The sequence below is a fragment of the Acinetobacter sp. ANC_7513 genome, assembly GCF_056779915.1.
The window spans coordinates 192,018-216,575 of the sequence record NZ_JBWYIW010000002.1; the positions used below are offsets into that span (position 1 = coordinate 192,018).

The 24,558-nt window shown below is 39.1% G+C and carries 27 protein-coding genes; 18 read left to right on the forward strand and 9 right to left on the reverse strand.

The annotated features are described in order from the left end of the window. Window positions 1-9 precede the first annotated feature (9 nt). From glmU to AC1M9B_RS04880, 3 genes are all read left to right on the forward strand, one after another. Window positions 10-1,374, forward strand: a complete 1,365-nt coding sequence (gene glmU, locus AC1M9B_RS04870) for a bifunctional UDP-N-acetylglucosamine diphosphorylase/glucosamine-1-phosphate N-acetyltransferase GlmU (RefSeq protein WP_481592787.1) — start codon at window positions 10-12, stop codon at window positions 1,372-1,374. Between the two features lie 12 nt (window positions 1,375-1,386). Then, a complete protein-coding gene (glmS, locus tag AC1M9B_RS04875) occupies window positions 1,387-3,225 on the forward strand; it encodes a glutamine--fructose-6-phosphate transaminase (isomerizing) (protein WP_481608682.1) in 1,839 nt (612 codons plus the stop codon). A gap of 61 nt (window positions 3,226-3,286) precedes the next feature. After that, complete coding sequence (locus AC1M9B_RS04880) at window positions 3,287-3,751, forward strand: 2-thiouracil desulfurase family protein (protein ID WP_035264844.1); 465 nt, start codon at window positions 3,287-3,289, stop codon at window positions 3,749-3,751. 6 nt (window positions 3,752-3,757) lie between these two features. Here AC1M9B_RS04880 and AC1M9B_RS04885 read toward each other — a convergent pair whose 3' ends face one another. From AC1M9B_RS04885 to mhpT, 3 genes are all read right to left on the reverse strand, one after another. Further along, complete coding sequence (locus AC1M9B_RS04885) at window positions 3,758-4,723, reverse strand: bile acid:sodium symporter family protein (RefSeq protein WP_481608683.1); 966 nt, start codon at window positions 4,721-4,723, stop codon at window positions 3,758-3,760. A gap of 49 nt (window positions 4,724-4,772) precedes the next feature. Then, window positions 4,773-5,426, reverse strand: coding sequence for a bifunctional nicotinamidase/pyrazinamidase (gene pncA / locus AC1M9B_RS04890; protein WP_481608684.1), 654 nt, complete (start codon window positions 5,424-5,426; stop codon window positions 4,773-4,775). 143 nt (window positions 5,427-5,569) lie between these two features. Next, complete coding sequence (mhpT, locus tag AC1M9B_RS04895) at window positions 5,570-6,778, reverse strand: 3-(3-hydroxy-phenyl)propionate transporter MhpT (protein WP_035264856.1); 1,209 nt, start codon at window positions 6,776-6,778, stop codon at window positions 5,570-5,572. A gap of 681 nt (window positions 6,779-7,459) precedes the next feature. Here mhpT and dapA point away from each other — a divergent pair. Genes dapA through purC form a run of 3 tightly spaced genes read left to right on the forward strand, consistent with a single transcriptional unit; the run spans window position 7,460 to window position 9,739 of the window. Continuing rightward, on the forward strand, window positions 7,460-8,359 hold the full coding sequence (gene dapA, locus AC1M9B_RS04900) for a 4-hydroxy-tetrahydrodipicolinate synthase (RefSeq protein WP_092766583.1): 900 nt from the start codon (window positions 7,460-7,462) through the stop codon (window positions 8,357-8,359). 17 nt (window positions 8,360-8,376) lie between these two features. Further along, a complete protein-coding gene (locus AC1M9B_RS04905) occupies window positions 8,377-8,982 on the forward strand; it encodes a lipoprotein-34 precursor (NlpB) (RefSeq protein WP_481591989.1) in 606 nt (201 codons plus the stop codon). Between the two features lie 37 nt (window positions 8,983-9,019). Continuing rightward, window positions 9,020-9,739, forward strand: coding sequence for a phosphoribosylaminoimidazolesuccinocarboxamide synthase (gene purC, locus AC1M9B_RS04910; RefSeq protein ID WP_092766585.1), 720 nt, complete (start codon window positions 9,020-9,022; stop codon window positions 9,737-9,739). A 419-nt stretch (window positions 9,740-10,158) separates the two neighbouring features. On the opposite strand, the gene AC1M9B_RS04915 is transcribed toward purC, so the two are convergent. The 3 genes from AC1M9B_RS04915 to AC1M9B_RS04925 form a co-directional block, all read right to left on the reverse strand. Then, window positions 10,159-11,433: a replication-associated recombination protein A gene (locus AC1M9B_RS04915; protein WP_092766586.1), complete on the reverse strand. Its 1,275-nt coding sequence runs from the start codon at window positions 11,431-11,433 to the stop codon at window positions 10,159-10,161. A 102-nt stretch (window positions 11,434-11,535) separates the two neighbouring features. Then, on the reverse strand, window positions 11,536-12,720 hold the full coding sequence (locus AC1M9B_RS04920) for a PQQ-dependent sugar dehydrogenase (protein ID WP_481591990.1): 1,185 nt from the start codon (window positions 12,718-12,720) through the stop codon (window positions 11,536-11,538). A 110-nt stretch (window positions 12,721-12,830) separates the two neighbouring features. After that, complete coding sequence (locus tag AC1M9B_RS04925; protein ID WP_481591991.1) at window positions 12,831-13,283, reverse strand: YcgN family cysteine cluster protein; 453 nt, start codon at window positions 13,281-13,283, stop codon at window positions 12,831-12,833. A gap of 190 nt (window positions 13,284-13,473) precedes the next feature. Between AC1M9B_RS04925 and AC1M9B_RS04930 the strand changes: the two genes are divergently transcribed. The 7 genes from AC1M9B_RS04930 (at window position 13,474) to AC1M9B_RS04960 (ending at window position 17,616) form a co-directional block, all read left to right on the forward strand. Continuing rightward, window positions 13,474-13,632 (forward strand): DUF1328 domain-containing protein, encoded by a 159-nt coding sequence (locus tag AC1M9B_RS04930; RefSeq protein WP_035264869.1) that lies wholly within the window; start codon window positions 13,474-13,476, stop codon window positions 13,630-13,632. Window positions 13,633-13,862: 230 nt separating this feature from the next. Further along, the gene (locus tag AC1M9B_RS04935; protein WP_481591992.1) at window positions 13,863-14,600 is read left to right on the forward strand and encodes a dienelactone hydrolase family protein; all 738 of its coding nucleotides are present in this window, start codon (window positions 13,863-13,865) and stop codon (window positions 14,598-14,600) included. 62 nt (window positions 14,601-14,662) lie between these two features. Further along, entirely contained in the window at window positions 14,663-15,031 is a 369-nt protein-coding gene (locus AC1M9B_RS04940; RefSeq protein ID WP_265596980.1) for an HIT family protein, read from the forward strand. A 106-nt stretch (window positions 15,032-15,137) separates the two neighbouring features. Continuing rightward, window positions 15,138-16,169 carry an A/G-specific adenine glycosylase gene (gene mutY, locus AC1M9B_RS04945; protein WP_035264874.1) on the forward strand — a complete coding sequence of 344 codons (1,032 nt, stop codon included), beginning with the start codon at window positions 15,138-15,140 and terminating at the stop codon, window positions 16,167-16,169. Between the two features lie 59 nt (window positions 16,170-16,228). After that, window positions 16,229-16,753, forward strand: coding sequence for a M23 family metallopeptidase (locus AC1M9B_RS04950; RefSeq protein WP_035264946.1), 525 nt, complete (start codon window positions 16,229-16,231; stop codon window positions 16,751-16,753). 29 nt (window positions 16,754-16,782) lie between these two features. Next, complete coding sequence (locus AC1M9B_RS04955; RefSeq protein WP_035264881.1) at window positions 16,783-17,028, forward strand: hypothetical protein; 246 nt, start codon at window positions 16,783-16,785, stop codon at window positions 17,026-17,028. An 18-nt stretch (window positions 17,029-17,046) separates the two neighbouring features. After that, window positions 17,047-17,616 carry a DNA-3-methyladenine glycosylase I gene (locus AC1M9B_RS04960; RefSeq protein WP_481608685.1) on the forward strand — a complete coding sequence of 190 codons (570 nt, stop codon included), beginning with the start codon at window positions 17,047-17,049 and terminating at the stop codon, window positions 17,614-17,616. Between the two features lie 5 nt (window positions 17,617-17,621). Here the strand turns inward: AC1M9B_RS04960 and AC1M9B_RS04965 are convergent, their stop codons facing one another. Continuing rightward, entirely contained in the window at window positions 17,622-19,064 is a 1,443-nt protein-coding gene (locus AC1M9B_RS04965; protein ID WP_481608686.1) for an aminotransferase-like domain-containing protein, read from the reverse strand. Window positions 19,065-19,158: 94 nt separating this feature from the next. On the opposite strand from AC1M9B_RS04965, the gene AC1M9B_RS04970 reads away from it, so the two are divergent. After that, window positions 19,159-19,569 carry a hypothetical protein gene (locus AC1M9B_RS04970; protein WP_481608687.1) on the forward strand — a complete coding sequence of 137 codons (411 nt, stop codon included), beginning with the start codon at window positions 19,159-19,161 and terminating at the stop codon, window positions 19,567-19,569. Between the two features lie 18 nt (window positions 19,570-19,587). Here AC1M9B_RS04970 and AC1M9B_RS04975 read toward each other — a convergent pair whose 3' ends face one another. Together AC1M9B_RS04975 and dapB are read right to left on the reverse strand one after the other, a co-directional pair. Beyond that, window positions 19,588-20,238 (reverse strand): START domain-containing protein, encoded by a 651-nt coding sequence (locus tag AC1M9B_RS04975; protein ID WP_481608688.1) that lies wholly within the window; start codon window positions 20,236-20,238, stop codon window positions 19,588-19,590. Window positions 20,239-20,293: 55 nt separating this feature from the next. Next, window positions 20,294-21,115, reverse strand: a complete 822-nt coding sequence (gene dapB, locus AC1M9B_RS04980; RefSeq protein WP_035264896.1) for a 4-hydroxy-tetrahydrodipicolinate reductase — start codon at window positions 21,113-21,115, stop codon at window positions 20,294-20,296. Between the two features lie 220 nt (window positions 21,116-21,335). Between dapB and AC1M9B_RS04985 the strand changes: the two genes are divergently transcribed. The 4 genes from AC1M9B_RS04985 to argA all read left to right on the forward strand — a co-directional run bounded on the left by AC1M9B_RS04985 (window position 21,336) and on the right by argA (window position 24,230). Then, window positions 21,336-21,491: a hypothetical protein gene (locus AC1M9B_RS04985; protein WP_171076739.1), complete on the forward strand. Its 156-nt coding sequence runs from the start codon at window positions 21,336-21,338 to the stop codon at window positions 21,489-21,491. A 280-nt stretch (window positions 21,492-21,771) separates the two neighbouring features. After that, a complete protein-coding gene (locus tag AC1M9B_RS04990; protein ID WP_092766593.1) occupies window positions 21,772-22,170 on the forward strand; it encodes an RcnB family protein in 399 nt (132 codons plus the stop codon). A 179-nt stretch (window positions 22,171-22,349) separates the two neighbouring features. Then, window positions 22,350-22,727, forward strand: coding sequence for an RcnB family protein (locus AC1M9B_RS04995; RefSeq protein WP_035264902.1), 378 nt, complete (start codon window positions 22,350-22,352; stop codon window positions 22,725-22,727). A gap of 150 nt (window positions 22,728-22,877) precedes the next feature. After that, window positions 22,878-24,230 (forward strand): amino-acid N-acetyltransferase, encoded by a 1,353-nt coding sequence (argA, locus tag AC1M9B_RS05000; protein WP_035264904.1) that lies wholly within the window; start codon window positions 22,878-22,880, stop codon window positions 24,228-24,230. Window positions 24,231-24,558 lie beyond the last annotated feature (328 nt).

The following is a 24,558-nucleotide window of genomic DNA, read 5'->3' on the forward strand; positions in this document are numbered from 1 at the left end:
GGATGTTGTATGTCAACCACAGTTGTTATTCTTGCTGCAGGTAAAGGGACGCGAATGCGTTCAAAACTACCAAAAGTATTACAGCCTTTAGCAGGACGTCCACTCTTAGGGCATGTCATTGAAACCGCAAAAAAAATACAAGCTGAAAATATTATTACTATTTTCGGTCACGGCGGCGCTCTAGTTAAACAAGCATTTTCGACAGAAAATATTGACTGGGTTGAACAAGCTGAACAACTTGGTACAGGTCACGCTGTTCAAATGACCTTACCTGTCTTACCCAAAGATGGTATTTCTTTAATTTTATCCGGCGATGTGCCTTGTATTACAGCCGATACATTACAAAAATTACTTGAAGCAACACAATCTAAAGGTATTGGCTTAGTCACACTTACACTAGACGATGCTTCAGGTTACGGTCGTATCGTGAGAGAAAATGGTAAAATCCAAGCCATTGTTGAACATAAAGATGCTTCTGAAGCGCAACGTTTAATTCAAGAAATTAATACTGGCATTTATGCAGTAAGCAATGCCAAATTGCACGAGTGGTTGCCACGTCTGAATAATAATAATGCGCAAGGCGAATATTATTTAACAGATATCGTAGCAATGGCTATTGACGATGGACTCGAAATTGCCTCAGTTGAACCTGCTTTAGCTTTCGAAGTTGAAGGTGTAAATGATCGTGTGCAATTGGCAGCATTGGAAAGAGAATACCAAAACTACCAAGCGAAATTACTGATGCAGCAAGGTGTACATTTGATCGACCCGAGTCGTTTCGATCTCCGAGGTTCACTCAAGGTTGGTCAAGATGTACGTATCGATATCAATGTCATTATCGAGGGCGAATGTGAACTTGGTGACAATGTCGAAATCGGTGCAGGCTGTGTAATTAAAAACTCCAAAATTGCTGCAGGCACGAAAGTTCAACCGTATAGCGTATTTGATTCAGCCATTGTGGGTGAGCAGACTCAAATTGGACCATTCGCACGTTTGCGCCCTGGTGCTAAATTGGCAAATGAAGTACACATTGGCAACTTTGTTGAAGTGAAAAACACCACCATTGGTTTAGGCTCTAAAGCCAATCATTTTACGTACTTAGGTGATGCTGAAGTGGGTGAGGGTTCAAATATCGGCGCGGGTACGATCACATGTAATTATGATGGTGCCAACAAGTTTAAAACGATCATTGGTGACCAAGCCTTTATAGGTTCAAACAGCTCTTTAGTCGCGCCGGTTAAAATTGGTAATGGTGCAACAGTTGGTGCTGGATCGACGATTACTCGTGATGTGGATGATCATAGTTTAGCGGTAGAACGCTCTAAACAATTTGTGAAAGACAATTATCCACGTCCACAAAAGATTAAGAATTAAGGGGATTACAGTATGTGTGGTATCGTCGGCGGTGTAGCAGAACGAAGCATAACGAATATTCTAATTGAAGGCTTAAAGCGTCTTGAATACCGTGGTTATGACTCAGCGGGATTAGCTTTAATCAATGCAGGTCAAGTTTTACGTGAACGTCGTGTCGGTAAAGTTATCAACCTTGAAGAAGCGGTTTCAGAAGCAGCGATCACTGGCGCGCTTGGTATCGCACATACACGTTGGGCTACTCATGGCAAACCTACAGAAAATAATGCACATCCGCATATATCTGGTCAAGTCGCTGTGGTACATAACGGTATTATTGAAAATTACCAAGAGCTTAAAGATGATCTTGAAGCATTAGGATATGTGTTTACATCCCAAACAGATACTGAAGTTGTTGCACACTTAGTTCACGATGCACTGAAGTCTGCTCCTAACCTGCTTAAAGCCGTTGAACAAGTTGTGCCTCAACTCAAAGGTGCATTTGCACTCGGTATCGTACATACAGATTACCCAAATGAATTGATCACTGTTCGTGAAGGTTCACCGCTCGTGATCGGTGTGGGAATTGGTGAGAACTTTATCAGTTCTGATCAATTGGCCCTATTACCGATTACCAATCGTTTTATATACCTTGAAGAAGGTGATATTGCGCGTTTAACACGTGATACGATTGAAGTCTATGTACAAGGTGAGCGCGTTGAACGCCCTGTCAAAGAACTTGATGCGACAGTGAGTAATGCTTCAAAAGGTGAATATAAGCATTACATGCTGAAAGAAATTTATGAGCAACCTGAAGCGATCAAGCAAACTATCTCTCAAGCCTTAAATGCCGATCACTTACGTGATGATTTTCTTGCAAATGCTGTAGAAGATTTTTCTCAGATTCAGCAAGTTCAAATCATCGCTTGCGGTACCAGTTACCATGCAGGCATGATCGCAAAATATTGGTTTGAACAACTGATTGATGTACCTTGCCAAGTTGAAATTGCAAGTGAGCTCCGCTATCGCACTCCAGTCATCGTGAACAATACACTTTATGTGTGTATTTCTCAATCAGGTGAAACTGCCGACACATTGGCTGCTCTTCGTGATACACAAAAACGTGCCAAAGCGAAAAATATTAATATCACCACGATGACGATCTGTAACGTTGCAACATCTTCCATGGTGCGTGAAACAGATTACAGCTTATTGACATTAGCGGGTCCAGAAATTGGGGTTGCGTCGACCAAAGCATTCACCACACAACTTGCTGCCCTGATGCTTCTCGTGCTTAAGTTCGGTCAAGTTAAACAAACGATTTCTAATGAACAAGTAACAGAAATCATTACTGGATTATGGCATACACCTAAAGTAATTCTTGACACAATACAATGTGATAAAGAAATTTTACGCCTATCTGAATTGTTTGTTGAAAAACAACATTGCCTATTTTTAGGTCGTGGAACACAGTTCCCAATCGCGCTTGAAGGAGCGCTTAAACTGAAAGAAATTTCATATATTCATGCTGAAGGTTATGCAGCTGGTGAGTTAAAACACGGCCCATTGGCCTTAGTTGATAATGATATGCCTGTTGTCATTCTTGCTCCTCAGGATGACATGCTTGATAAGCTCAAATCAAATATGGAAGAGGTTCAAGCACGTGGTGGTGAGCTGTTTGTATTTGCAGATGAAAATAGTGGCATTAAGGAGAAAGAGCGCCAACACGTCGTTCAAGTTCCGAGCGTTTCAGCACTATTATCACCAATCGTATACAGTATTCCTGTGCAGCTTTTGTCCTATCACGTCGCTGTACTACGCGGTACCGATGTAGATCAGCCGCGTAACTTAGCTAAGTCAGTTACGGTTGAATAATTCAATTTGATCTACACTTAAAAAGACCGATAATGAAAATTATCGGTCTTTTTTTTATCAAATGAAATATCTTATCAGTGCATGTTTAGTCGGACATCCAGTTCGCTACGATGGTCAACATTGCCTTCAAGAAAAAATTAAAACGCTGATTGATACCGATCAGGCCGTCGTAATCTGCCCTGAAATTTCTGGAGGACTTAGCACTCCCAGAGCCCCTGCTGAAATTCAAAAAGGAACAGGCTCCGATGTTTTGAGTGGCCATGCAAAAGTATTTGATCTTTCGGGAAAAGATGTTACCGAAGCATTTATTTTAGGTGCCAAACAGACCTTAGCTTTTGCGAAAAAACATGGGATTACTCATGCGATTTTGAAAGCTAAAAGTCCATCATGTGGTTTTGGTCAGATTTATGATGGCTCTTTTTCGGGGTCAAAAATAAATGCGGACGGTGTTACAGCAGCGCTTTTAAAGCAACATGGTATTCACATCATGACTGAAAAAGAATTTCTAGATCAGTTAATGAAATAAAATCAGCTACTTAATCACATCATCGTCATATTCATGTTTTTTAAGGTGAGCTTTGTCACGCGTCGCCCAATAACTTGCCAAGACGGGTCCAGAAATATTGTGCCACAAACTAAAAATTGCACTTGGAAGTGCTGTAATGGGGGTTGCCGCAAAATGAACCGCAGCTAAAGCAACGCCTAAGCCAGAATTTTGCATCCCTACTTCTATCGAAACTGCTTTAGCATCTGCTTGATTGAGCTGCAATAATTTTGCAGCCCAATAACCTATAAAATATCCTAATCCATTATGTAAAATTACAACAGCAAGGATCAGTAACCCTGACTGTAAAATTTGCACTTTACTTCCAGCAATAATCGCAGCCACAATCAATACAATCGCGATGACTGAAACCATAGGCATCATTGCGATATATCGATCTATTTTTTGCTTAAATAGACCGCTCACGATCACCCCTAAAATGATAGGGAACAAAATCACTTGCATTACCGATACAAGCATTGCTACCGCATCTATATCGATCCACTGACTCGCTAAGAGATAAAAAATCAATGGTGTCAGCAAAGGTGCTAACATCGTTGAAACTGAGGTACACGCGACGGACAAAGCCACATTTGCCTTTGCCATATAAGCAATGACGTTAGATGCTGTACCTCCGGGACAACATCCAACAAGGAGTACGCCAACGGCAATTTCAGCGGGTAATCGAAATGCTATGCACAATCCCCATGCCAATAATGGCATCACTATAAATTGAGCACCCACCCCAATGGCAACCGCCTTAGGCTGGCTGAAAACACTTTTAAAATCTTCCCACGACAGGGTCATTCCCATGCCAAACATGATAATCCCGAGCATCCAAGTGATATAAGACTTAAGCCAAATAAAAGCTTCTGGCATATACATGGCAATTCCTGCAAATAGGAGTACCCACAGCGCAAAGGTTTTCTGCACGAATTGATTGATAGCTTTCATTTAGAAGTTCACTTGTTGGATTAACGACGTATGATCTTGAGCCATGCCTTTAAATGGTCTGCGCTGAGTGTCTGAGAGTCATCAGTTCTTTGGCGTAAATTCGTTTCACACCTTGTGCAAGCATTTCTTGCCATGCATGTTGCAACGAACCATTTAAATCGATACCTTTAGTCGCATCTGACACGACATAACTGTTAAAACCTAATTTTGCCGCATCAATTGCCGTCCAAGCCACACAAAAATCAGTGGCGATCCCCACAATGAAGACGTCACGAATTCCACGCTCACGCAGATAACCTGCTAAGCCAGTCGATGTTCGATGATCAGCTTCTAAAAAGGCAGAATAACTATCAATATGTGGATGAAAACCTTTACGAATGACCAACTGCGCTTTGGATATATTCAAGTCTGGATGAAAATCTGCATCATGTGTACCCTGCACACAATGTGAAGGCCATAACACCTGGCGGCCATAAGCTAATTCAATCGTCTCATAAGCAGACTTTCCAGGATGATTTTCAAAAAATGAAATATGGTTTTGAGGATGCCAATCTTGGGTAAGGACAACATTGTCAAAATGCCGAGCAAGTGAATTAATGGTTGGAATAATTTGATCTGAATTTGCTACCGCCAAATTTCCCCCAGGGGTAAATCCATTCTGAACATCAACAACGATAAGTGCACTTTGTTGTGGTTGGAACATCCTTTTCAGCTCCCAATATTTTTAAAATTGTTAGGGACTATTGCATAGGATCAAGAGAACTACAATTGCTTGAGTTGAAAATTTGATATCAAAATTCTATAAAAAAAGCCTGCATCAAGCAGGCTTTAATCTATGTTTTTGTCTTAATTCTGGATACGACGTACCAACATTAACATGAAGATTGCAGAAATAATAATACAAGGGATTGCTGCAGAGATTACGCCTGCTGCACCAAATCCAGCCGTTAATAATGATCCTGCAATTGCTGGCCCAAGCATAGCACCGATACGACCTACTGCTGATGCAACACCAACACCTGTACCACGTACTTCTGTTGGGTACACAATACCACCAAATGCGTAAAGCACACCTTGACAGCCAATCACGAAAGCACCAACCAATGCTGAAGCCAAATACATTTGTGTGAGTGAGCTTGCTGCATTCAACGCAAGAAGGCCAGCCAAAATACCACCGTACATTAACAAGATCACATAAGCTTTTTTCCAGCGGTCAGTTAATACACCTAAAATCACAGTACCTACAGTAGCACTTACCATGAAGTAGAATTGCGCTGTCGCACCTTCTTTTCTTGAGAAACCTAATTCTTGGAATAGAGAAGGTAACCAGCTGAGCATGATGTAAACCACCATGAGCGTGAAGAAATAGCTACACCAGATGAACATCGTACGAAGAAGATTCTGTGAATTAAACAAATCTTTAAACGAACCTTGTGGAGCTTCTGCAATTTCAGCTTCAGTTCTATTTTGCGTTTTCAAAAATTCTTTAGATTCAGGTAAGAACTTCATCATTACTGGAATAACAATTAATGGTAATAAACCACCAAGATAGAAAATATTTTTCCAATTAGCACCGAAATCTGTACTTGCAATTAAAGATAAGATCGCAGCACCGACAGGCATACCGCAATACATTAGCCCTACAGCACGACCACGATTTTGTGGGGTTACAGCTTCAGAAGCCAAAGTGATGAGAATTGGCATTGCTGCACCTAGTCCTGCACCTGCAAGGAAACGTACAGCCAATAAACTGTTAAAACTATTTACCCATACCGTACATAAAGTGAATACAGCGAAAACAGCAACAGACCAAATTAAAACTGTTTTACGACCAATACGGTCCGCAATACGCCCACCTACCAGTGCCCCAGGTAACAGACCTAAAATACCAGCACTAAAAAACACACCTAATTGTGAACTATCTAAACCAAAATGTTCACGAATACCCGCAGCTGCAATACCAGCAGCCTGAATATCTAAGCCTTCAATTACTGCAATGAGGAAGCAGATACCTACCGTCAAAATTGCATGTTTGTTACTTACTGATTCTTGCATTGAACTTCCCTCACTCATCAGCATTTGAGTCCGATGCCCGATTATCTATGTAAGTCAATGAAAGTGAGAGTTATCAAATGGTGTAATAAAATGTAATCAAAATAAGATTAAATTTCATACCTCTTGCCAACCAAAATAAATTCTAGTCTTCAAAACGATTAATTATTTTTTTTATTTAAAAAAAAACCAAGAAAAATCTATTATAAAATCTGTAAGTATTAGAATAATTTAACCTTTAAGTAAAAAAATTAAGACGTTTTATAAATTATAATAATCACATAATTTAAAAATTATTAGTTTATTCACCTTTATATACATACATCTTAAATCTGATGTAAGTGATATAAGCTATTAATTCAGGGTAAATTGGTCAGATTTTAGTTCGAATTTTCATTTTTATCCGCAATACTTTCATAGACGAACATCTATCTTCACTGTAATTTAAATGCCTAACCATAAGGTCTTAAAATTGTTTTTTTTAAAAAAAGTTACTTGTTTTAACTAAACTTTTTTTTGACTGAAGTGAATTCATATTGTTCTTATTGGTAGCTTAGTTCATAATTTGCATACGCATTATCCAGTATGCAGGCATATTGGATCGTGATATAAATCAAAATACATACCCATCCAAACTTCGCTTCTCAACCTTCACTGGATGGAAAAATAGGATCGTGTTTTAAAATGACTACTCAGCAAGCTCAGGTAATTCAAGGCTCAATCGTCGCAATCGTCACTCCAATGTTTGAAGATGGAACTGTTGATTGGAAGGGTCTCGAGAAGCTTGTTGAATGGCACATTGAACAAGGTACAAACAGTATCGTTGCCGTGGGAACAACAGGTGAAGCTTCGACCTTAAGCATGGCTGAACACACTCAAGTGATCAAAGAAATCATTCGTGTAGCCAATAAACGCATTCCAATTATTGCCGGCACAGGCGCAAACTCAACGCATGAAGCGATTGAGCTTACCAAAGAAGCTAAAGAGCTTGGTGCAGATGCTGCACTTTTAGTAACGCCATATTATAACAAACCGACTCAAGAAGGCTTGTATCAGCATTACAAAGCAATTGCTGAAGCTGTTGATTTACCGCAAATTCTTTATAACGTACCTGGCCGTACTGGCGTTGATATGAGCAATGAAACTGTAGTTCGTCTTGCTGATATTCCTCAAATCGTAGGGATTAAAGATGCAACAGGTGATGTTCCTCGCGGTGCTGAGCTTTTAAAAGCACTTGAAGGCAAAGATATGGTGGTCTATTCAGGTGATGATGCAACAGCATATCAACTGATTGAGCATGGTGCGAAAGGTAATATTTCTGTGACCGCTAACGTTGCTCCAAAGCAAATGAGCCAAGTGTGTGCCGCTGGTTTAGTGGGTAATGCAGCTCAAGCAAAAGCAATTAATGATCAAGTTGCAAATTTACACGAAATTCTATTTTGTGAATCAAACCCAATTCCTGTGAAATGGGCACTTCATGAAATGGGATTAATTGGTACAGGTATCCGTTTACCACTTACTCCATTAGCAGAACAATATCGAGCTTCACTGCGTGATGCATTAAAAGCTGCGAGCATTATTTAAAGAAGAGTTTAACAACTATGCAACTACGTTTTGGTTTACCCCTTGCCCTTTCAGCCCTCAGCATGGTCGGTTGTAGTACGATTGGTATCGATAATGGTTCACTCGATTATAAAAAATCTACTGCACAAGCCCCGCTTAAATTCCCTGAAGGTTCAATGGTTAGACCAGCAACACCGCTTTATCCAGCGCCTGTTGTTGAACAGCTTGCAATAGACAATGCGCCACAAATGGTTAATAAGCGAGGTAATCGTTTTGAGCTACCTCGTCCTAATGTGGCACCAACCGTTTCTAATCCTGTTGAGAGTGAACAATCAACTGCTGTCGGTCGTCCACAACTTTTAACTGATGGAAATGGCAATCCGTTGATCAAAATTGACGGAAATTCTGCTACAATTTGGCAATACACAATCGCCACCCTCAGTAGCCTCAACTACAACTTTGTCAATCAACCTAAGAATCACCATTCCGCGACAATTCAAGTGGATGGTGAAAGTTTAGTGCTTAAACTGACATCTGTAGGTTCGAGTCATACCTTGGCCGTGTTTACCCCAACTAACGCGTTTGCAGACAAACAAAAAGCTGCGAGCCTGTTAACCCAGATTTATCAAAACTGGCCAGCCTAGTCGTTCTAGGCATATTTTTTCTGAAAAAGGTTCCACCATGTTAAAACAAACCTTGCTCTATACTGGTAAAGCTAAATCCGTTTATGAAACCGATAGTGCAGACCACCTGATTTTAGTCTTTCGTGATGATGCCTCAGCATTTAATGGCGAAAAAATCGAACAGCTAGATCGCAAAGGTAAGGTGAACAACCGTTTTAACGCCTTTATCATGGAAAAACTTGCAGCTGCAGGTATCGAAACTCATTTCGAAAAACTTTTAACACCAAACGAAGTTTTGGTTAAAAAGTTAAACATGATTCCAGTTGAATGTGTAATCCGTAACTATGCAGCTGGTTCGCTTTGCCGTCGTTTGGGTGTTGAAGAAGGTTTAGAACTTACACCACCTACATTTGAATTATTTTTCAAAGATGACGCTTTGGGCGACCCAATGGTGAATGAATCTCAAGCAATTGCTTTAGGTTGGGCTACTGCTGAACAACTTGAGCGTATGAAAGAGTTAACTCACCAAGTAAACGTGGTGTTAAAAGATCTTTTTGCTCAAGGCAACATGCTTTTAGTTGATTTTAAACTTGAATTTGGTGTGTTCCATGATCGTATCGTTCTTGGTGATGAATTCTCTCCAGATGGTTGCCGTCTATGGGACAAAGATACCAAGAAAAAATTAGATAAAGACCGTTTCCGCCAAGGTTTAGGTGGTGTGGTTGAAGCATATGAAGAAGTTGCGACACGTATCGGTGTTGACCTTTCTGATATCTAAATCAAAATTTAGATAAAATGAAGCCGAGTCATATGACTCGGCTTTTTTGTATCTGTTGATATTATTTTTATATTTTCAAATTGTTGTTATACATTCATTATTTTTGTTAAGTAGCATTACCAATGCTCTCTCCTCATTGGTAATGCTATTAATTTATCGAATCGATATTTAAATAAGATGACAAATCTGGGGTCTTGATCATTAAAAAACTCAATTGTTGTTTTTGTTTTTAAATTTACACCCATTAATCGAATAAATTAATGCTATTTATTAAAATGATCGTTTTTACAATATTACTAAGTTCAACTAATATATTTTTATACCAGGCAACTACAGGAGTTGGTGGCTCAAGAGAGAGACTGTAGTTGCCGACCAGATGAATCGCTTTTCGCCCAGCTTCCCATAGAACTGGGCTTTTTTTATTGTTGTTGCTGCTCTTGCTGCCAACGTCGCTGCTGTAAACGCTCTGCTTCGACTTCACGCTTATTACGAGCTGATTCGTACAATTTGGTGCCTTTCAGCTCTGGAGGCATATAATCCTGCAACACGAAATGTTCTGGATAGTGATGTGGATATAAGTAATCTACACCATATCCCTGCTCTTTCATTAACTTGGTTGGAGCATTTCTTAAATGCAATGGAACTGGAAGATTTGACGTACGTTCAGCCAACTCTAATGCTTTATTGATTGCTAAGTAAGTGCTGTTACTTTTCGCGCTTGTGGCCAAATACACTGCACATTGTCCTAAAATAATACGGCATTCTGGCATCCCAACCGCTTGAACGGACCTAAAACACTCCCCAGCCAATAACAACGCATTAGGATTAGAATTTCCAATATCTTCCGAAGCGGCTATCAACATCCGACGCGCAATAAAGACTGGATCTTCCCCCCCCTTTAACATTCTCGCCATCCAATATAGTGCAGCGTCAGGATCACTTCCACGAATTGATTTAATGAAAGCTGAGACTAAATCATAGTGCTGCTCACCAGATTTGTCATATCGCGCAATATTTTGTTGAGCTACTTTTACCACGATGGCATTGGTGACAATATTTTCAACATCTGCTTCAAATGTGCTCGCAATGAGATCCAATAAATTGAGTGCTTTACGAGCATCGCCTGCGGCAAATTGAATTAATGCATCATATTCTTCGATGTGAATATGACGGTCTTTCAAAAATTGGTCTTGCTTGAGTGCACGTTCAATTAAATGTTGAATATCATGCTCAGATAATGCATTCAGCGTATACACCTGACAGCGCGACAACAAAGCATTATTGACTTCAAAAGAAGGATTTTCTGTGGTTGCACCAACCAGAGTAATCTTGCCTTTTTCTACTGCGCTCAGTAAGGCATCTTGTTGAGATTTATTAAAGCGATGAATTTCATCAATAAAAACCACTGGCACAATGAGATCGCCACTTTCCCCAATAATTTCTCGAAGCTCTTTAACACCAGTGTTGAGTGCAGACAAGCTAATAAAAGTACGATCTACAGCTTGAGCTAACAATAGCGCAATGGTGGTCTTGCCGACCCCTGGAGGCCCCCAAAAAATAATCGAAGGTAAATGTCCTTGGTCAATCATTTGACGTAAAGGTGCGTCTTCACCAAGTAAATGATCTTGTCCGATAATCTCAGACAAATCACGTGGACGTAAGCGTTCAGGTAGCGGAATTTGTGTATCGGACATATTTTTTATAGATCTCAAAGTGCTGTTGACTAGTCTACTATGTAATAGTCAAATTCCAATATTAATAGTCAAAACAACCATCACTATTCAACATTTTTCATTTTACTCAGATTCGAGTTTTGGTTTTAATTTGAATAAATAAGCTTGCGGTCCATCTTCTATTCCCCAAATTGTGCCATCCTTTGCTTCATGCAAGTCTCGTACTCGAACCCCCATATCCAAGCGCTGAATTTCTCGTACAGGTTCAGATTGTGGATCTACCACAATAATGGCTTTCGATGATAATCCACCGATTAAGGCTTTGTTCTTCCATTGTGGAAAATAGTTAGATTTATAAAAAATCAGACTCGAGGGTGAAATCACTGGAGACCAATCAAGTTTAGGGGCTATAAATTCAGGTCGCGTTTCATGATTCGGAATCTGTTTACCATCATAGTGATCACCATTAGATACAATTGGATAGCCATAATTCTTACCTTTTTCAATAAGATTGAACTCATCACCACCTTTAGGGCCCATTTCTGCCACCCACAAACGATTTTGATGATCGAATGCCATACCTAAAGGATTACGATGACCTAAACTCCAAATCTGCGCTGAGACACCACCTTGTTTGGCAAATGGATTAGATTCTTGAGCACGACCATCATCATACAAATATACAATTTTACCTAGATTAGACTGCATATCTTGTGCAGGCTGAAACTTCTGCCGTTCCCCTGAACTAATCCATAAATTCGCTTGCTGGTCAAACACTATACGATGTGCATAATGCCCCTGACCCGACACTTTAGGGACTTGCTCCCATATGCGTTCGATATCCGTCAGTTTCGGTGCTTCGATATTCGATAAATCCAATTTCGCTCGGATTACCACTGCACCAAATAATCCATTTTTTTCTTCGGCATAACTGAGATATAACCAAGCGTTATTATTGAAATTAGGATGAATCGAAACATCACCTAACCCACCTTGTCCGCCATAAGCAACTTGAGGCACACCAGCCACGTTAAAACTACGTTTTGATTGTGGGTCAAACAACTTAAGTATGCCTGACTTTTCTGTAATTAACAGTTGACCATTTGGTAAAGTTGCAATCGCCCATGGTTCATTAAATAGAGCAATTTTTTCAACTTGATATCGTTGTTCTTGAGCTTTTGAATTTTCGTTTTTGACTGTTGATTCCTGCGGATTCTGTGCTTCAGTGGCTTTATTTTGATTGGCATGACACGCCATTATGATTCCGCTCAAACCAACAATCCAAATCAGTTTTGCAGCTTTTAACATGCCTTTCCCTTTTTAAATCCTTGAATATCAGTCTCAAGGATTAAACGGCAATGATCATTTTAAAAGTGTTTTTATATTACAAAATATGTGTAGTCTAGCAATTGAATGTACTAGCGTACCCACCGCACGATGTATTCATCTATTTCATTTTCATTAACAAGCTGTTCAGATATACAACGACCTGCTACAGATTTTCGAGCACTAATCACACTTTGTTTATTGCCTGTCACCAAGTGATGCCAATTCGGTAGCTTTTTACCTTCATTAATACGTCGATATGCACAACTCGAAGGTAGCCATCGTATTTGTTGTAATTTTTCAGGCGTTAACTGAATACAGTCAGGTACATGCACCTGACGATTTTCATAATCTGAACAATGCCCCGTCTGACAATCTAGAAGTTTGCACGCAACTTTGGTATATGCGATTTCTTCGGTTTCATCATCTTCTAATTTAACCAAACAACACATACCACAACCATCACACAGTGCCTCCCATTCTGCTTGGTTCATTTCAAACAGTGAATAATGTTTCCAAAATTCAGGGCGTAAAGATGTGCTCATGATTCAGCTAAATATCAAAAATTTGAGTCAGTATATCACTAATAATTCTCATAAAATTTCACCAATCTCAGTTACAGTTGATTAACTAAAGAATATCAATACTCTACGTTAAAATACCCTTTGTATACATTTTGCTCAGTTTATTTTCTTATACTGAATGAACATTAATAAAAATTTATGGAGAATCAAAATGTTCCGTTGGGCGATTATTTTTGCAGTGATTGCATTGATAGCAAGTTTGCTAGGGTTTGGTGGTGTAGCAGGCTTATCTAAAGATTTCGCAATTATCTTACTTGTGATTGCAGTGATTCTCGCAATTGTAGGCTTTATCTCAAGAGGCAAAGTCTAGTGTTCTAAATCACTAGATTAAATTGAAAACACAAGATTGATGAAAAGAAGAAGGTACTCCTTCTTCTTTTTTTATTTCTTTTTTATCTGTTCATTGATACGCGTTTTATATATTCCAATCTTTCATAAATTCTCACATTTGATTTTACTTTCTTATTGCAAATTCATCACTTCGGAAAACATTTATGCTTTAATCTTTGCTGATTTTCATAAACGAAAGGACTTTCAATAATGACTTCAGCAATTCAAACAAGAGAAATTCAGTATAAAGCGGCAGATGGTACACAATTGATTGGTTATTTTGCCGCACCTGAAAACTCTTCAGGAGCTGCAGGTATTATTGTAGCCCCAGAGTGGTGGGGTCGTAATGAATATACAGAACAACGTGCTCGAGAACTTGCAGAACAAGGATATGCTGCTTTTGCCATTGATATGTACGGCGACAAAAAGGTAACCACTGAAGCTTCTCAAGCAAATGAGTGGATGATGCAAACTTTCGCACAGCCTGAAACGATTGTACAACGCGCTACAGCTGCGTTAGACACTTTATCTGCACAGCCTGAAGTTGACGCAACTCGATTAGCTGCGATTGGTTTTTGTTACGGCGGAAAAGTTGTTTTAGATCTTGCTCGCTCTGGTGCGAACTTAAAAGCAGTTGCTACCTTCCATGCTAATTTATCTGCGCAAACACCTGCTCAACAAGGTCAAGTAAAAGCTGAAATTCTGGTTTTGCATGGTGAGCTAGATAGCATGGTCACGCTAGATGATGTGGCACAATTTAAAGAAGAAATGTTTGCAGCTCAGGTGCCGCATGAGGTCATTATCTTTGAGGATGCAAAACACGGTTTTAGCAATCCACAAGCTGATGAACGGGCAAAAGCCAATGGTGTAGATCTCGGTTATAACGCTGCAGCTGAGGAAAAAAGCTTAGCTGCGATGTATGAGTTACTGTCGCGTCACTTAGATTAATTACTTTCAAAGTTTATTAGCGCTAAGATTATTGAAGAAAGAAGATAAAATATAAGAGGAATATAAGGATGAGTGAACAATGTACTTATTGCAATCACGATGAATATGATGTGATTGATAAAAATGAATTCGGTGTGATTTTGCCAGAACAGCAGCCGTTGACTAAAGGACATTCCGTTATTATTCCTTTACGTCATGTGAGTTCTTTTTTTGAAATTACCGATAAAGAGCGTAAAAGTTTACAGTCGTTGTTAGAACTGGCACGTAACGAGTTAAAAATCCGTCATCATCCGGAAGGCTTTCATATCGCTTTTAATGATGGCAAAGTTTTTGGCGATGAAGAGTCGGAACATTTACACATCCATATTATTCCTCGTTACAAAAACCAACCGCTTAAATTAGATAGTCGTTGGGGCATTATTCAAGAGTAATGTTGATTTTACAAAAAGGCGCAATATGCGCCTTTTTTCATGCTTTTTTAAAAGGTCTTTGCCTAGATTGGTTATACTGAGCACAGATTGTATTAATGGTATTTTCATGTTTTCTTTTTCAACTGCGTTACTGGATTGGTTTGATGTACATGGTCGACATGACCTGCCATGGCAAGTCGCAGATGATCCTTACAAAGTTTGGGTCTCTGAAATTATGTTGCAGCAAACCCAAGTGAAAACTGTTCTGAAATACTATGATCGTTTTATTGAGCGCTTTCCGACGGTCACCGATTTAGGTCGTGCTACTTGGGATGAAGTTGCTCCTTACTGGGCAGGTCTAGGCTATTATGCGCGTGCTCGCAACCTGCATAAAGCAGCCACAATCGTAAGTCAAAATGGACATTTTCCAGAGACTTTAGAAGCTTGGATGGCCCTGCCAGGAATAGGTAGATCAACTGCTGGTGCATTGATGTCACTTGGATTACGCAAATACGGCGTGATAATGGATGGAAATGTTAAGCGTGTTTTAGCACGTTTCTTTGCCATTGAAGATGATTTATCAAAGCCTGTCCATGAACGTGCAATGTGGGAATTAGCGGAGCAACTCTGTCCTGAACAACGCAACCATGATTACACGCAAGCCATTATGGATTTGGGTGCAACAATTTGTACTCCTAAAAAACCACTTTGCCTGTACTGTCCAATGCAGTCAGAATGCCAAGCTTTAAAGCAGGGTCTGACACAAGAGTTACCATTTAAAAAGCCAAAAAAAGCAGTGCCTATAAAGACTGCGGATGTTTTATTACTGCGAAGTACTGAAAATACATGGTTATGGCAACAACGTCCGCATTCAGGCTTATGGGGTGGTTTATGGACCTTACCCATCATTGATGAAACTTCAGAATTTAGTCAATTGACTCAGCAATATGGTTTGGTGAGTAATCAATTACCAACTCAAATTTCACACAGTTTCACCCACTTTACCTGGTTACTGAATGCACATATTTTCCATGTTGATCTCGACCAGATGGAATACCTCCAAACAGAATTAGGAGGTGAATGGCTCGCTCCACAAGTTGTAACAGAAATGGGCATTCCAACTGCGATGAAAAAATTGATCTCAGCCGTGAAATTGTGACATAGTCGATTCAAATAAGTGTGGCTGTATCATATCAAAGAGTTCGAGTGACTAAGTATTTGCGACATTACATCATCCTAAGTGTAGCTATTTTACTTGTCGCCTGCAGTAGTCAACCTCCAAAACAAACGCCGCTTGATCCAACCCTCGTTGCTCGCTTACATATGCTTCCTTTGGATCGAAAATTACCTATCCCAGTACAAGGTGTAAAAGCGAGACAACTGACAGACACTTGGGGTGCATCACGAAGTCACGGTCGAACACATGAAGGCATTGATATCTTGGCGGCTCGTGGTACAAAAGTTTATAGTGCAACTGATGGAATTGTTCGCAGTATGCGCGATAATAAGCTGGGTGGGAAAGTCATTTGGATTTTAGGACCCGCTGGTTCTTGGCATTATTATGCGCATTTAGATCAGCATAAAAAAGGTCTCAATGAGGGTGACTTCGTGCGACGAGGTGACCATATTGGTTATGTCGGCAATACGGGTAATGCTCGACATACTGCCCCTCATTTACATTATGGAATTTACTTAGATGGTCGCGGTCGAGGCCCTGTCAATCCATACCCTTATTTACGTTAAATTAAAGTTTTTATTTTTAGGAAGTTTTCATGTCAGAAGCCTTGATTAATCGTCTAGTTGAATTTGCAGAATCTGGCAATCAACAACGTATTGTCTTAAATGGACAAAGCCATCAGGGCTGGATTATGGAAATTACCGAAGAAGCTCTGTTGATTAGCACTGGTTTTGCAGATAAAGCAGGTAAAGATTTCTGGATTAATTTTTCGGATTTAGAACAAGCAGAGTTGTTCTTTTGGGACAATCAAAACGATCAGTGGGTTGCTTTTACCATTTGATCACTTCGGAGCATTCGCATGACGATTCAACGCTGTAGCTGGTGCTCCGATGAGCAGATTTATATTGATTATCACGATCAAGAATGGGGTGTTCCTTTATATGATGAACACACCTTATTTGAAATGCTCTGTTTAGAAGGTCAGCAAGCAGGACTCGCTTGGATTATTGTTTTAAAAAAACGCGAGCGATATCGACATCATTTCTTTCAATACACCATTGAAGAAATTGCGACTTTTACAGATGAACATTTAATCGAAATAGCACAAGATCCGGGCATAATTCGTCATTTAGGTAAACTAAAGGCGATTCGAGATAATGCTCGAGCATGGTTGAATATGCGCCAAATCATGCCTGATATGGTCAAATGGCTATGGAGTTTTGTAGGGCATCAACCCAAAGTTCATTCTGTGCCAGACTATCGCTTAGCACCAACACAAAGCGAATTAAGCCTGCAACTGTCTAAAACTCTAAAAAAGAATGGTTTTAAATTCGTGGGTCCAACCATTATCTATTCTTATCTGCAAGCGGTAGGAATGATTGATGATCATGAAAATCACTGCTTTAAAAAGCTTAGTTTAGCGCCATAATCTTTTTAAGAAGGTGCTTGGGATGATGACCTCATTTTTTGTTTCACCCAATCCGCTAAAAACACGATGGAGTCATGAATTTCATGAGTTAGTTCATGCCCTGCATTTAAGCGAATATAATTTTTATAACGGCGCTCTTCTCCAAAAACATCTCCGGGAACAATGTTAATACCATGTTGACGTGCAGCATAATAGAGTTCTAAACCATCAATATGTGTCGGCAATTGCAGCCATAAAACATAGCCACCATCTGGCTGACTTAAACCAATGTCAATCCCGTGAAAAGCGCTTAATATCGTTTGTCGATATTCATCAACTTGATGATTTAATTTTGGTTTTAATCGGAGTAGATGCTCACGATAGGCTCTACTATACATCAGGTCAGCCAAAGCCAATTGCAAAGGTGTATTCACACTGACATTTTGAATGACAATTTGACGATGCAAATATTTAAGCCTCGGCGGTAAACAAAACCAACCTACTCGATATGCGCTGGACAATGATTTTGATATTGAACTGCATAAAATGACATAGCCTGCTTCATCCCAATGCTTAATCGGTAAAGGTCTTTGTAAATTAAAACTACATTCAGCATAAATATCATCTTCAATCACATAGCATTGATATTGTTCAGCCAATTGCACAATTTTCTGTTTATCATGATTTGAAAGCTCAAATCCTAGTGGATTTTGATAATTCACAGTCAATAGACAGGCTTTGGTATCGGGGTGCTGCATTGCTCTTTCTAAGCGTTCTAAATCAAAACCATCCACATTTGCAGGTATCTCAATCAACTTGCGTTTCAGTGTCCCTAACAACTGTAATTGACCATTAAAATTTGGGGTTGGAATCACAATGCCATCCCCTTCCTTGGTCAAGAGCTGAACCACGAGTGATAACGCAGCCATACAGCCATTGGTGATATAAATCTCGTCTGGATTGATATAAAAACCATCTTCAGCCCAATGGTCTGATAAAGCTTGTCTCAATCTCAAATGCCCTTGTCGATTACTGTAAAGGAAATCTTCTGGTTGACTGTGTTTTAAAGCACGTTGAATTGACTTTCGGATTGCATCTACAGGCACGTGATTCGGAGAGATTTGTACTGCACCTAAATGAATTGATCGGTTATTGATTGAAGACTCCTGTATTTCAATTTGCAAATCTAAGTTACTGATATCCTTTGGTTCAACTTCAAATTCATGATGATAAGGCAATACTGGCGGATCGTTTCTGGATTTCAAATGTTGAACAAAATAACCCGATTTATTTTTAACAGTGATGAGCCCTTCCGATTCCAATAATGCATAACAATTTTTTGCTGTATTTAAACTGACGGCATGTAATGCTGAAAATTGTCGAAGGGAAATGAGCTTCTGTCCTGAACACAGTTCTCCACTCAGAATTTTCTGTTTGATATGTTTGGCTAAGATTTGATACTGGAACATGAACTGTGCTCATTTTTATAAAATGTGTGTATCTGTATCTATAAACCTAGCAAATTTATGATGGTCTTACAGCTAAAAAAACACAGGAGGCCACATGAACAACGATAAATTATATTTGATATTACCCTTGGTAACACTTATGACAGCTTGCCAACCAGAGTATGCGATCGATCAAGCTGCACTTGAGCAAAAATTTATTTGTACATCGTTAATTGATGGATTCTTAAAAGTGACGCACAACAGTCATTATCGTTTTACAAAAAGTATTGAATCTCCAGATCAGCAGAAAATTTACCTCTACACCGTGTCTTCTGATCATGCAGTCAAGCTCAATAGCCCCACACAAAAAAATTTAAATTTTCAATGTGATGATTCCAAAAAACAAATCTATCAAGTTTTTCTATTGGATCAGACGTCTAAGACTAAGCAACCAATTTTGAGTTTTCATTTGCCTCAAGCAGCAGAGTTAAAGCAATTTACAGCTTACACTTTGAAAAATGATTAAATGACTGATGTAACGTCATTATTTCAAAATATCTGGTAACGATATCTGCGCAGATTGAGATTTTGCTAATTCAGTTTTCATTTTTTGCAACATTTGATAAGGCTGCTGTTGTACAAACTTATTGGTCACACTTTGTGGAATTGCACCTTCTGGATCCGCATATCCTGAAGTGCTGACCTTTACCTTATTCGGTCCAATCTGTTCAAAGCTCCAGTCTCCAACATAGTGTTGCAGGCGAATATACTGAGGATTCTTCGATTTTCCCGTTTGCGAAGCTTTATTCTTAATATGAATAATACCTTTTGAATCCTTATACATTTTCCCTTGCACAATCAGATCTCGATCTTTCAAAGGAAATGGAAAATCTAACACCATGTAGAGTTTAAATTCCCCTTGCTTCAAATCTTGAGAAATCACCTGTGCTGAGCCGACATTGGGTACCCATGATTTTGCATTTTCCACATCCAAAACTATTGCAACTGCTCTTTCGAGTGAAGCATCCACTACTGTTTCAGCACGATAGGACAACACAGGATGATCAGGATTTTGCATCGTCCACACTTTAATATTGTTTTTGTTAATGGTGAGTCGAGAGGCTTCATTGGCTTGAACTTGGCTTGTCAGGCCAATGGCACTGACAAGCAAGCAGATCATAGAAATTTTCTTCATTTTTATTCTTCATATTTAACATTATTATTTAGATGATCACGCAGTATTTTTAAACTTAAACTTTGATATCGTTGAAGCCTAAAACGTCTTTCATGTCATATTTTTTCGGTGCTTTACCTACAACCCAAGCAGCGGCACGTACTGCACCTGCAGCAAAATTCATGCGATTCGTGGCTTTATGTGTGATTTCTACACGTTCACCTTCACCAATAAACATTACCGTATGTTCACCCACAATATCGCCACCACGAATGGTTTGGAAACCAATACTTTGACGTTCACGAGGACCAGTATGCCCTTCACGGTGATACACAGCATCTTGCTTCAAATCACGACCTAATGCATCAGCAATCGCCTCACCCATCATTAAAGCAGTACCTGATGGCGCATCAACTTTATGACGATGATGTGCTTCGATCACTTCAATATCGACACTGTCACCAAAGACTTTAGATGCTAATTCTAAAAGTTTAATGGATACATTCACGCCTACGGAGTAGTTTGCTGCGTACACTACAGGAGCAATCGTTGCACTTTCATCTAAAAATGCTTTTTGCTCATCGTTCATTCCCGTCGTACCGATCACTAATGCAACACCAGCCTCACGGCACAGTTTCAAATGCTGTTCAGTTGCAACTGGTGCAGTAAAATCAATAAATACATCGCAATCATTTAAAACATCTTGGATATCACCCACGACTTTCACACCAAGTGTACCAATACCCGCTAATTCGCCTGCATCCGCGCCAATAAGGCTACTGCCTGGACGCTCTACCGCTGCTGCTAATTGATAACCAGCATCTTGAACTGCTTGAATCAATGTACGACCCATACGGCCACCAGCACCTAAAATCCCAATACGCGGAGCGACAGACATAACCTATTCCTAGTGTTGCTTTAAAATTGTTCTTACTATAACAAAAGTCTATACATACGCTAAGTTTATCGATATAAAAAATTATGCTGTCTTCTAAGCATTTGATTCGAACATTAATCGAATAATCAGATTAAATTTAGAAAAATATTCGGTTTTTTATATTTATAAATTTTAACTATGATCAATGCCATGAAATTCAACACTTTTATAAGGAAATAATATGGCAGACCAAGCTCGAAAATTATCAACGATCCAAACAATCGAACAGTTACAGTTGGATGCTTCATTAGTTCAAGGTTTAGATCATGCCGAAACTGCGTGGATCATTATCGAAGCTATTCAACAATTGCAGGAATATCATAATCAGTGGCACTGAGATGAAACGGATCAGATGATTTTTCTTATTTAAAAGAAAATCATCTTCTGTGTTATTAAAATATTTACAATTTAAAAATCATATTAGGATTCAAAATTTAAAATTGCTCAAAGCATTGATTGCTCAGCTAAAGCATCGGTTTCTATTTTCATTCCTATTAAAATATGTTCTTATTATCTCGTTATTTTTAATCTAAATTACATTCTATCTTCACAGTTTCTCTGCATTTTTTCAGTACATTAGTGTGAACCCCAATTTATAAGGTCAACGAGGGCGGAATATGAAAAAGATTATGACAGTTTTGACATTATCTTTAAGTGCAATATTTACAGCAAATATTGCCAATGCTGCTCCTTACTCTGATGACTACCAAGATAAAGGTTCACGTGAACGTGGTAAAGGATTTGAGAAACGTACTCAATATGATGCTTCATCAGATCAAGAGTTCCAAGATCGTCGTAAAAACAGAGAAGAGCGTGGCGTAAAACGTTTACGTCAACATAAATGGCAAACTGGCTACGTCATGCCTCAACACTATCGTGGCAATAGTTATAAAACCGAATATAAAGATCATAACCTACCAAAACCTGGTAAAAACCAACAATGGTACAAAGTGAATAATGACTTTATTCTGGTGGATTCAAACAGCAATAGCATTTTGAAAATCCAGCAAGATTAATTTTGACGTTTAAATCGACCCGACTTCATGTCGGGTTTTTTGTTGAGTTCAATCCTAATCATTCATCTTCATCACTTCTTCATACATTTCACAAATTGACTATATCTCTCCACGGTTTATCTCAAATCATTTTGTACTTTAGCGATATCGGATAAATAACAAAGTTAGAGGTATCCCACATGAAAAAGTTAGTATCAGTACTTACATTAGCAATGAGTGGTTTATTGGCAACATCTGCGATGGCTGGTCCACATGACGATGGTCGTCACTATTCAAAACCAACTCCACCACCAGCGCATTGGAATAAAGGTCAGCCTGGGAAATATCAACATGACCGCTATGAACAAAATCGTGGCTTCCAAAATGTAAATCCAAGCCGTCAATGGCGAGTAGGTCAACAGTTACCACGTCAATTCAACTCTTCAAAATTTGAGTTAAGTGATCGACAAGCGAAGAATCTACCTAAAGCGGCGCGTAACCAGCAGTGGTACAAAATTAATGGAGACTATGTCTTAGTGAATGAGCGTACAGATCGCATCGTGCGTATCATCGGATAAGCTTATTCCTAGATCTTCTCAAATTGATCTTCCCTGCACTCAGCCCAAACTCAGTTTGGGCTTTTTTATGTCTTTATTTTAATGCAGGTGTGGAAAATCATTTTTTTGTTTAGAATCTGATGACCACTTCCCGCTTCTATCGGTACATGCATGCAATCGGACTCAATAGATACAACTCAAAATATGACACAGCAATATGTGCATTGGTTCCGAAACTCAGCGCCGTATATCAACGCCCATCGTAATAAAACCTTCGTTTTAATGTTTGGCGGCGAAGCAGTTCAATCACCAAATTTTCAACATATTATTCATGATATTGCCCTTTTACATTCTCTCGGCATTCGACTCATTCTGGTTCATGGAGCACGACCACAAATCAGTGCAAATCTTGCTGAGAAGAATTTAGATAGCCCTTTTCATAATCATCGTAGAGTAACAACACGTGACTCATTAGGTGCGGTCATGTCTGCCGTAGGCTCAATCCGTTTACAAATCGAAGCCTTATTGTCTATGGGACTTGCAAATTCACCCATGTATGGTGCTCGCATTGATGTGGTATCTGGTAATTTTATAACAGCTAAACCTTATGGCATTCGTAACGGTATCGATTTTCAACTTACCGGTGAAGTGCGTTCAGTCGATGCAGATGCGATTCAAAAACATTTGGACAATCACAATATTGTATTGCTTGGCCCCTCAGGTTATTCAACCACTGGTGAAGTTTATAACTTGCTTGCTGAAGAAGTGGCGACCAAAACAGCTATCCAACTCGGTGCCGATAAACTCATTTTTCTCGGTTCCGAACAAGGTTTAATGCAAAGCCCACAGCAGTTGTTGCGCGAAGTGACCCCGCATCAGCTAGATCAACATATTGACGTTGCTTTAGAGCAAAATTATGAATTGGCATTGCATTTACAAAATGCCAAGGAAGCCTCTTTAAATGGCGTTAACCGCGTTCATTTATTATCTTATGAACATGATGGTGCATTAATCGAAGAATTATTTACTCGTGATGGGCATGGCACGATGATCACCGATGCACATTATGAAGAAGTCCGCACAGCGACGATTCAGGATGTCGGTGGATTAATCAGTTTATTACGGCCATTAGAACAAGAAGGCATTTTGGTATACCGCTCTAGAGAACGCTTAGAAAATGAAATTGATCATTTCGCTGTGATTGAACGTGACGGTATGGTTCTGGCTTGTGCAGCATTATATCCAATACCAACTGAATCAAATGAAATTCGTTCTGCAGAAATAGCCTGTGTGGCAGTACATCCAAGTTACCGCAAATCAAATCGTGGTAGCCAAATCTTGCACTATTTAGAAGAGAAAGCAAAAAAGTCTAATATCCAACAGTTATTTATTCTTACGACACGAACCGCACATTGGTTTTTGGAACAAGGGTTTGTCAAAGCATCGGTGGATGACTTACCACAAGCGCGTCAGGCACTTTATAATTTCCAAAGAAACTCAATTGTTTGTAAAAAGCCACTCTAAAGTGGCTTTTTTATTGCACCCTTATGAACTGCTTTATCTTTCTTTTATATATCGATATTCCTAGGTGAACTATCTTCACAATCATTCGATATATTCATACAAATCATATCCTTATCACAATTTAATATTTTAATATATATTTATATATTTCATAAACTTAGAAACAAAAATATCGTTATTCTTAGATTGAGCCTTTTGCATTTTTTTAGATATTTTTTTCTCTTTTAATTTTATCTTTTTTATTCATTAGGAATTCCTGAATTCTTATTTTTTACGAAATAGAAAATTCATTAACTTAGGCGCGTTACATGACGCATTTATTTTTTTG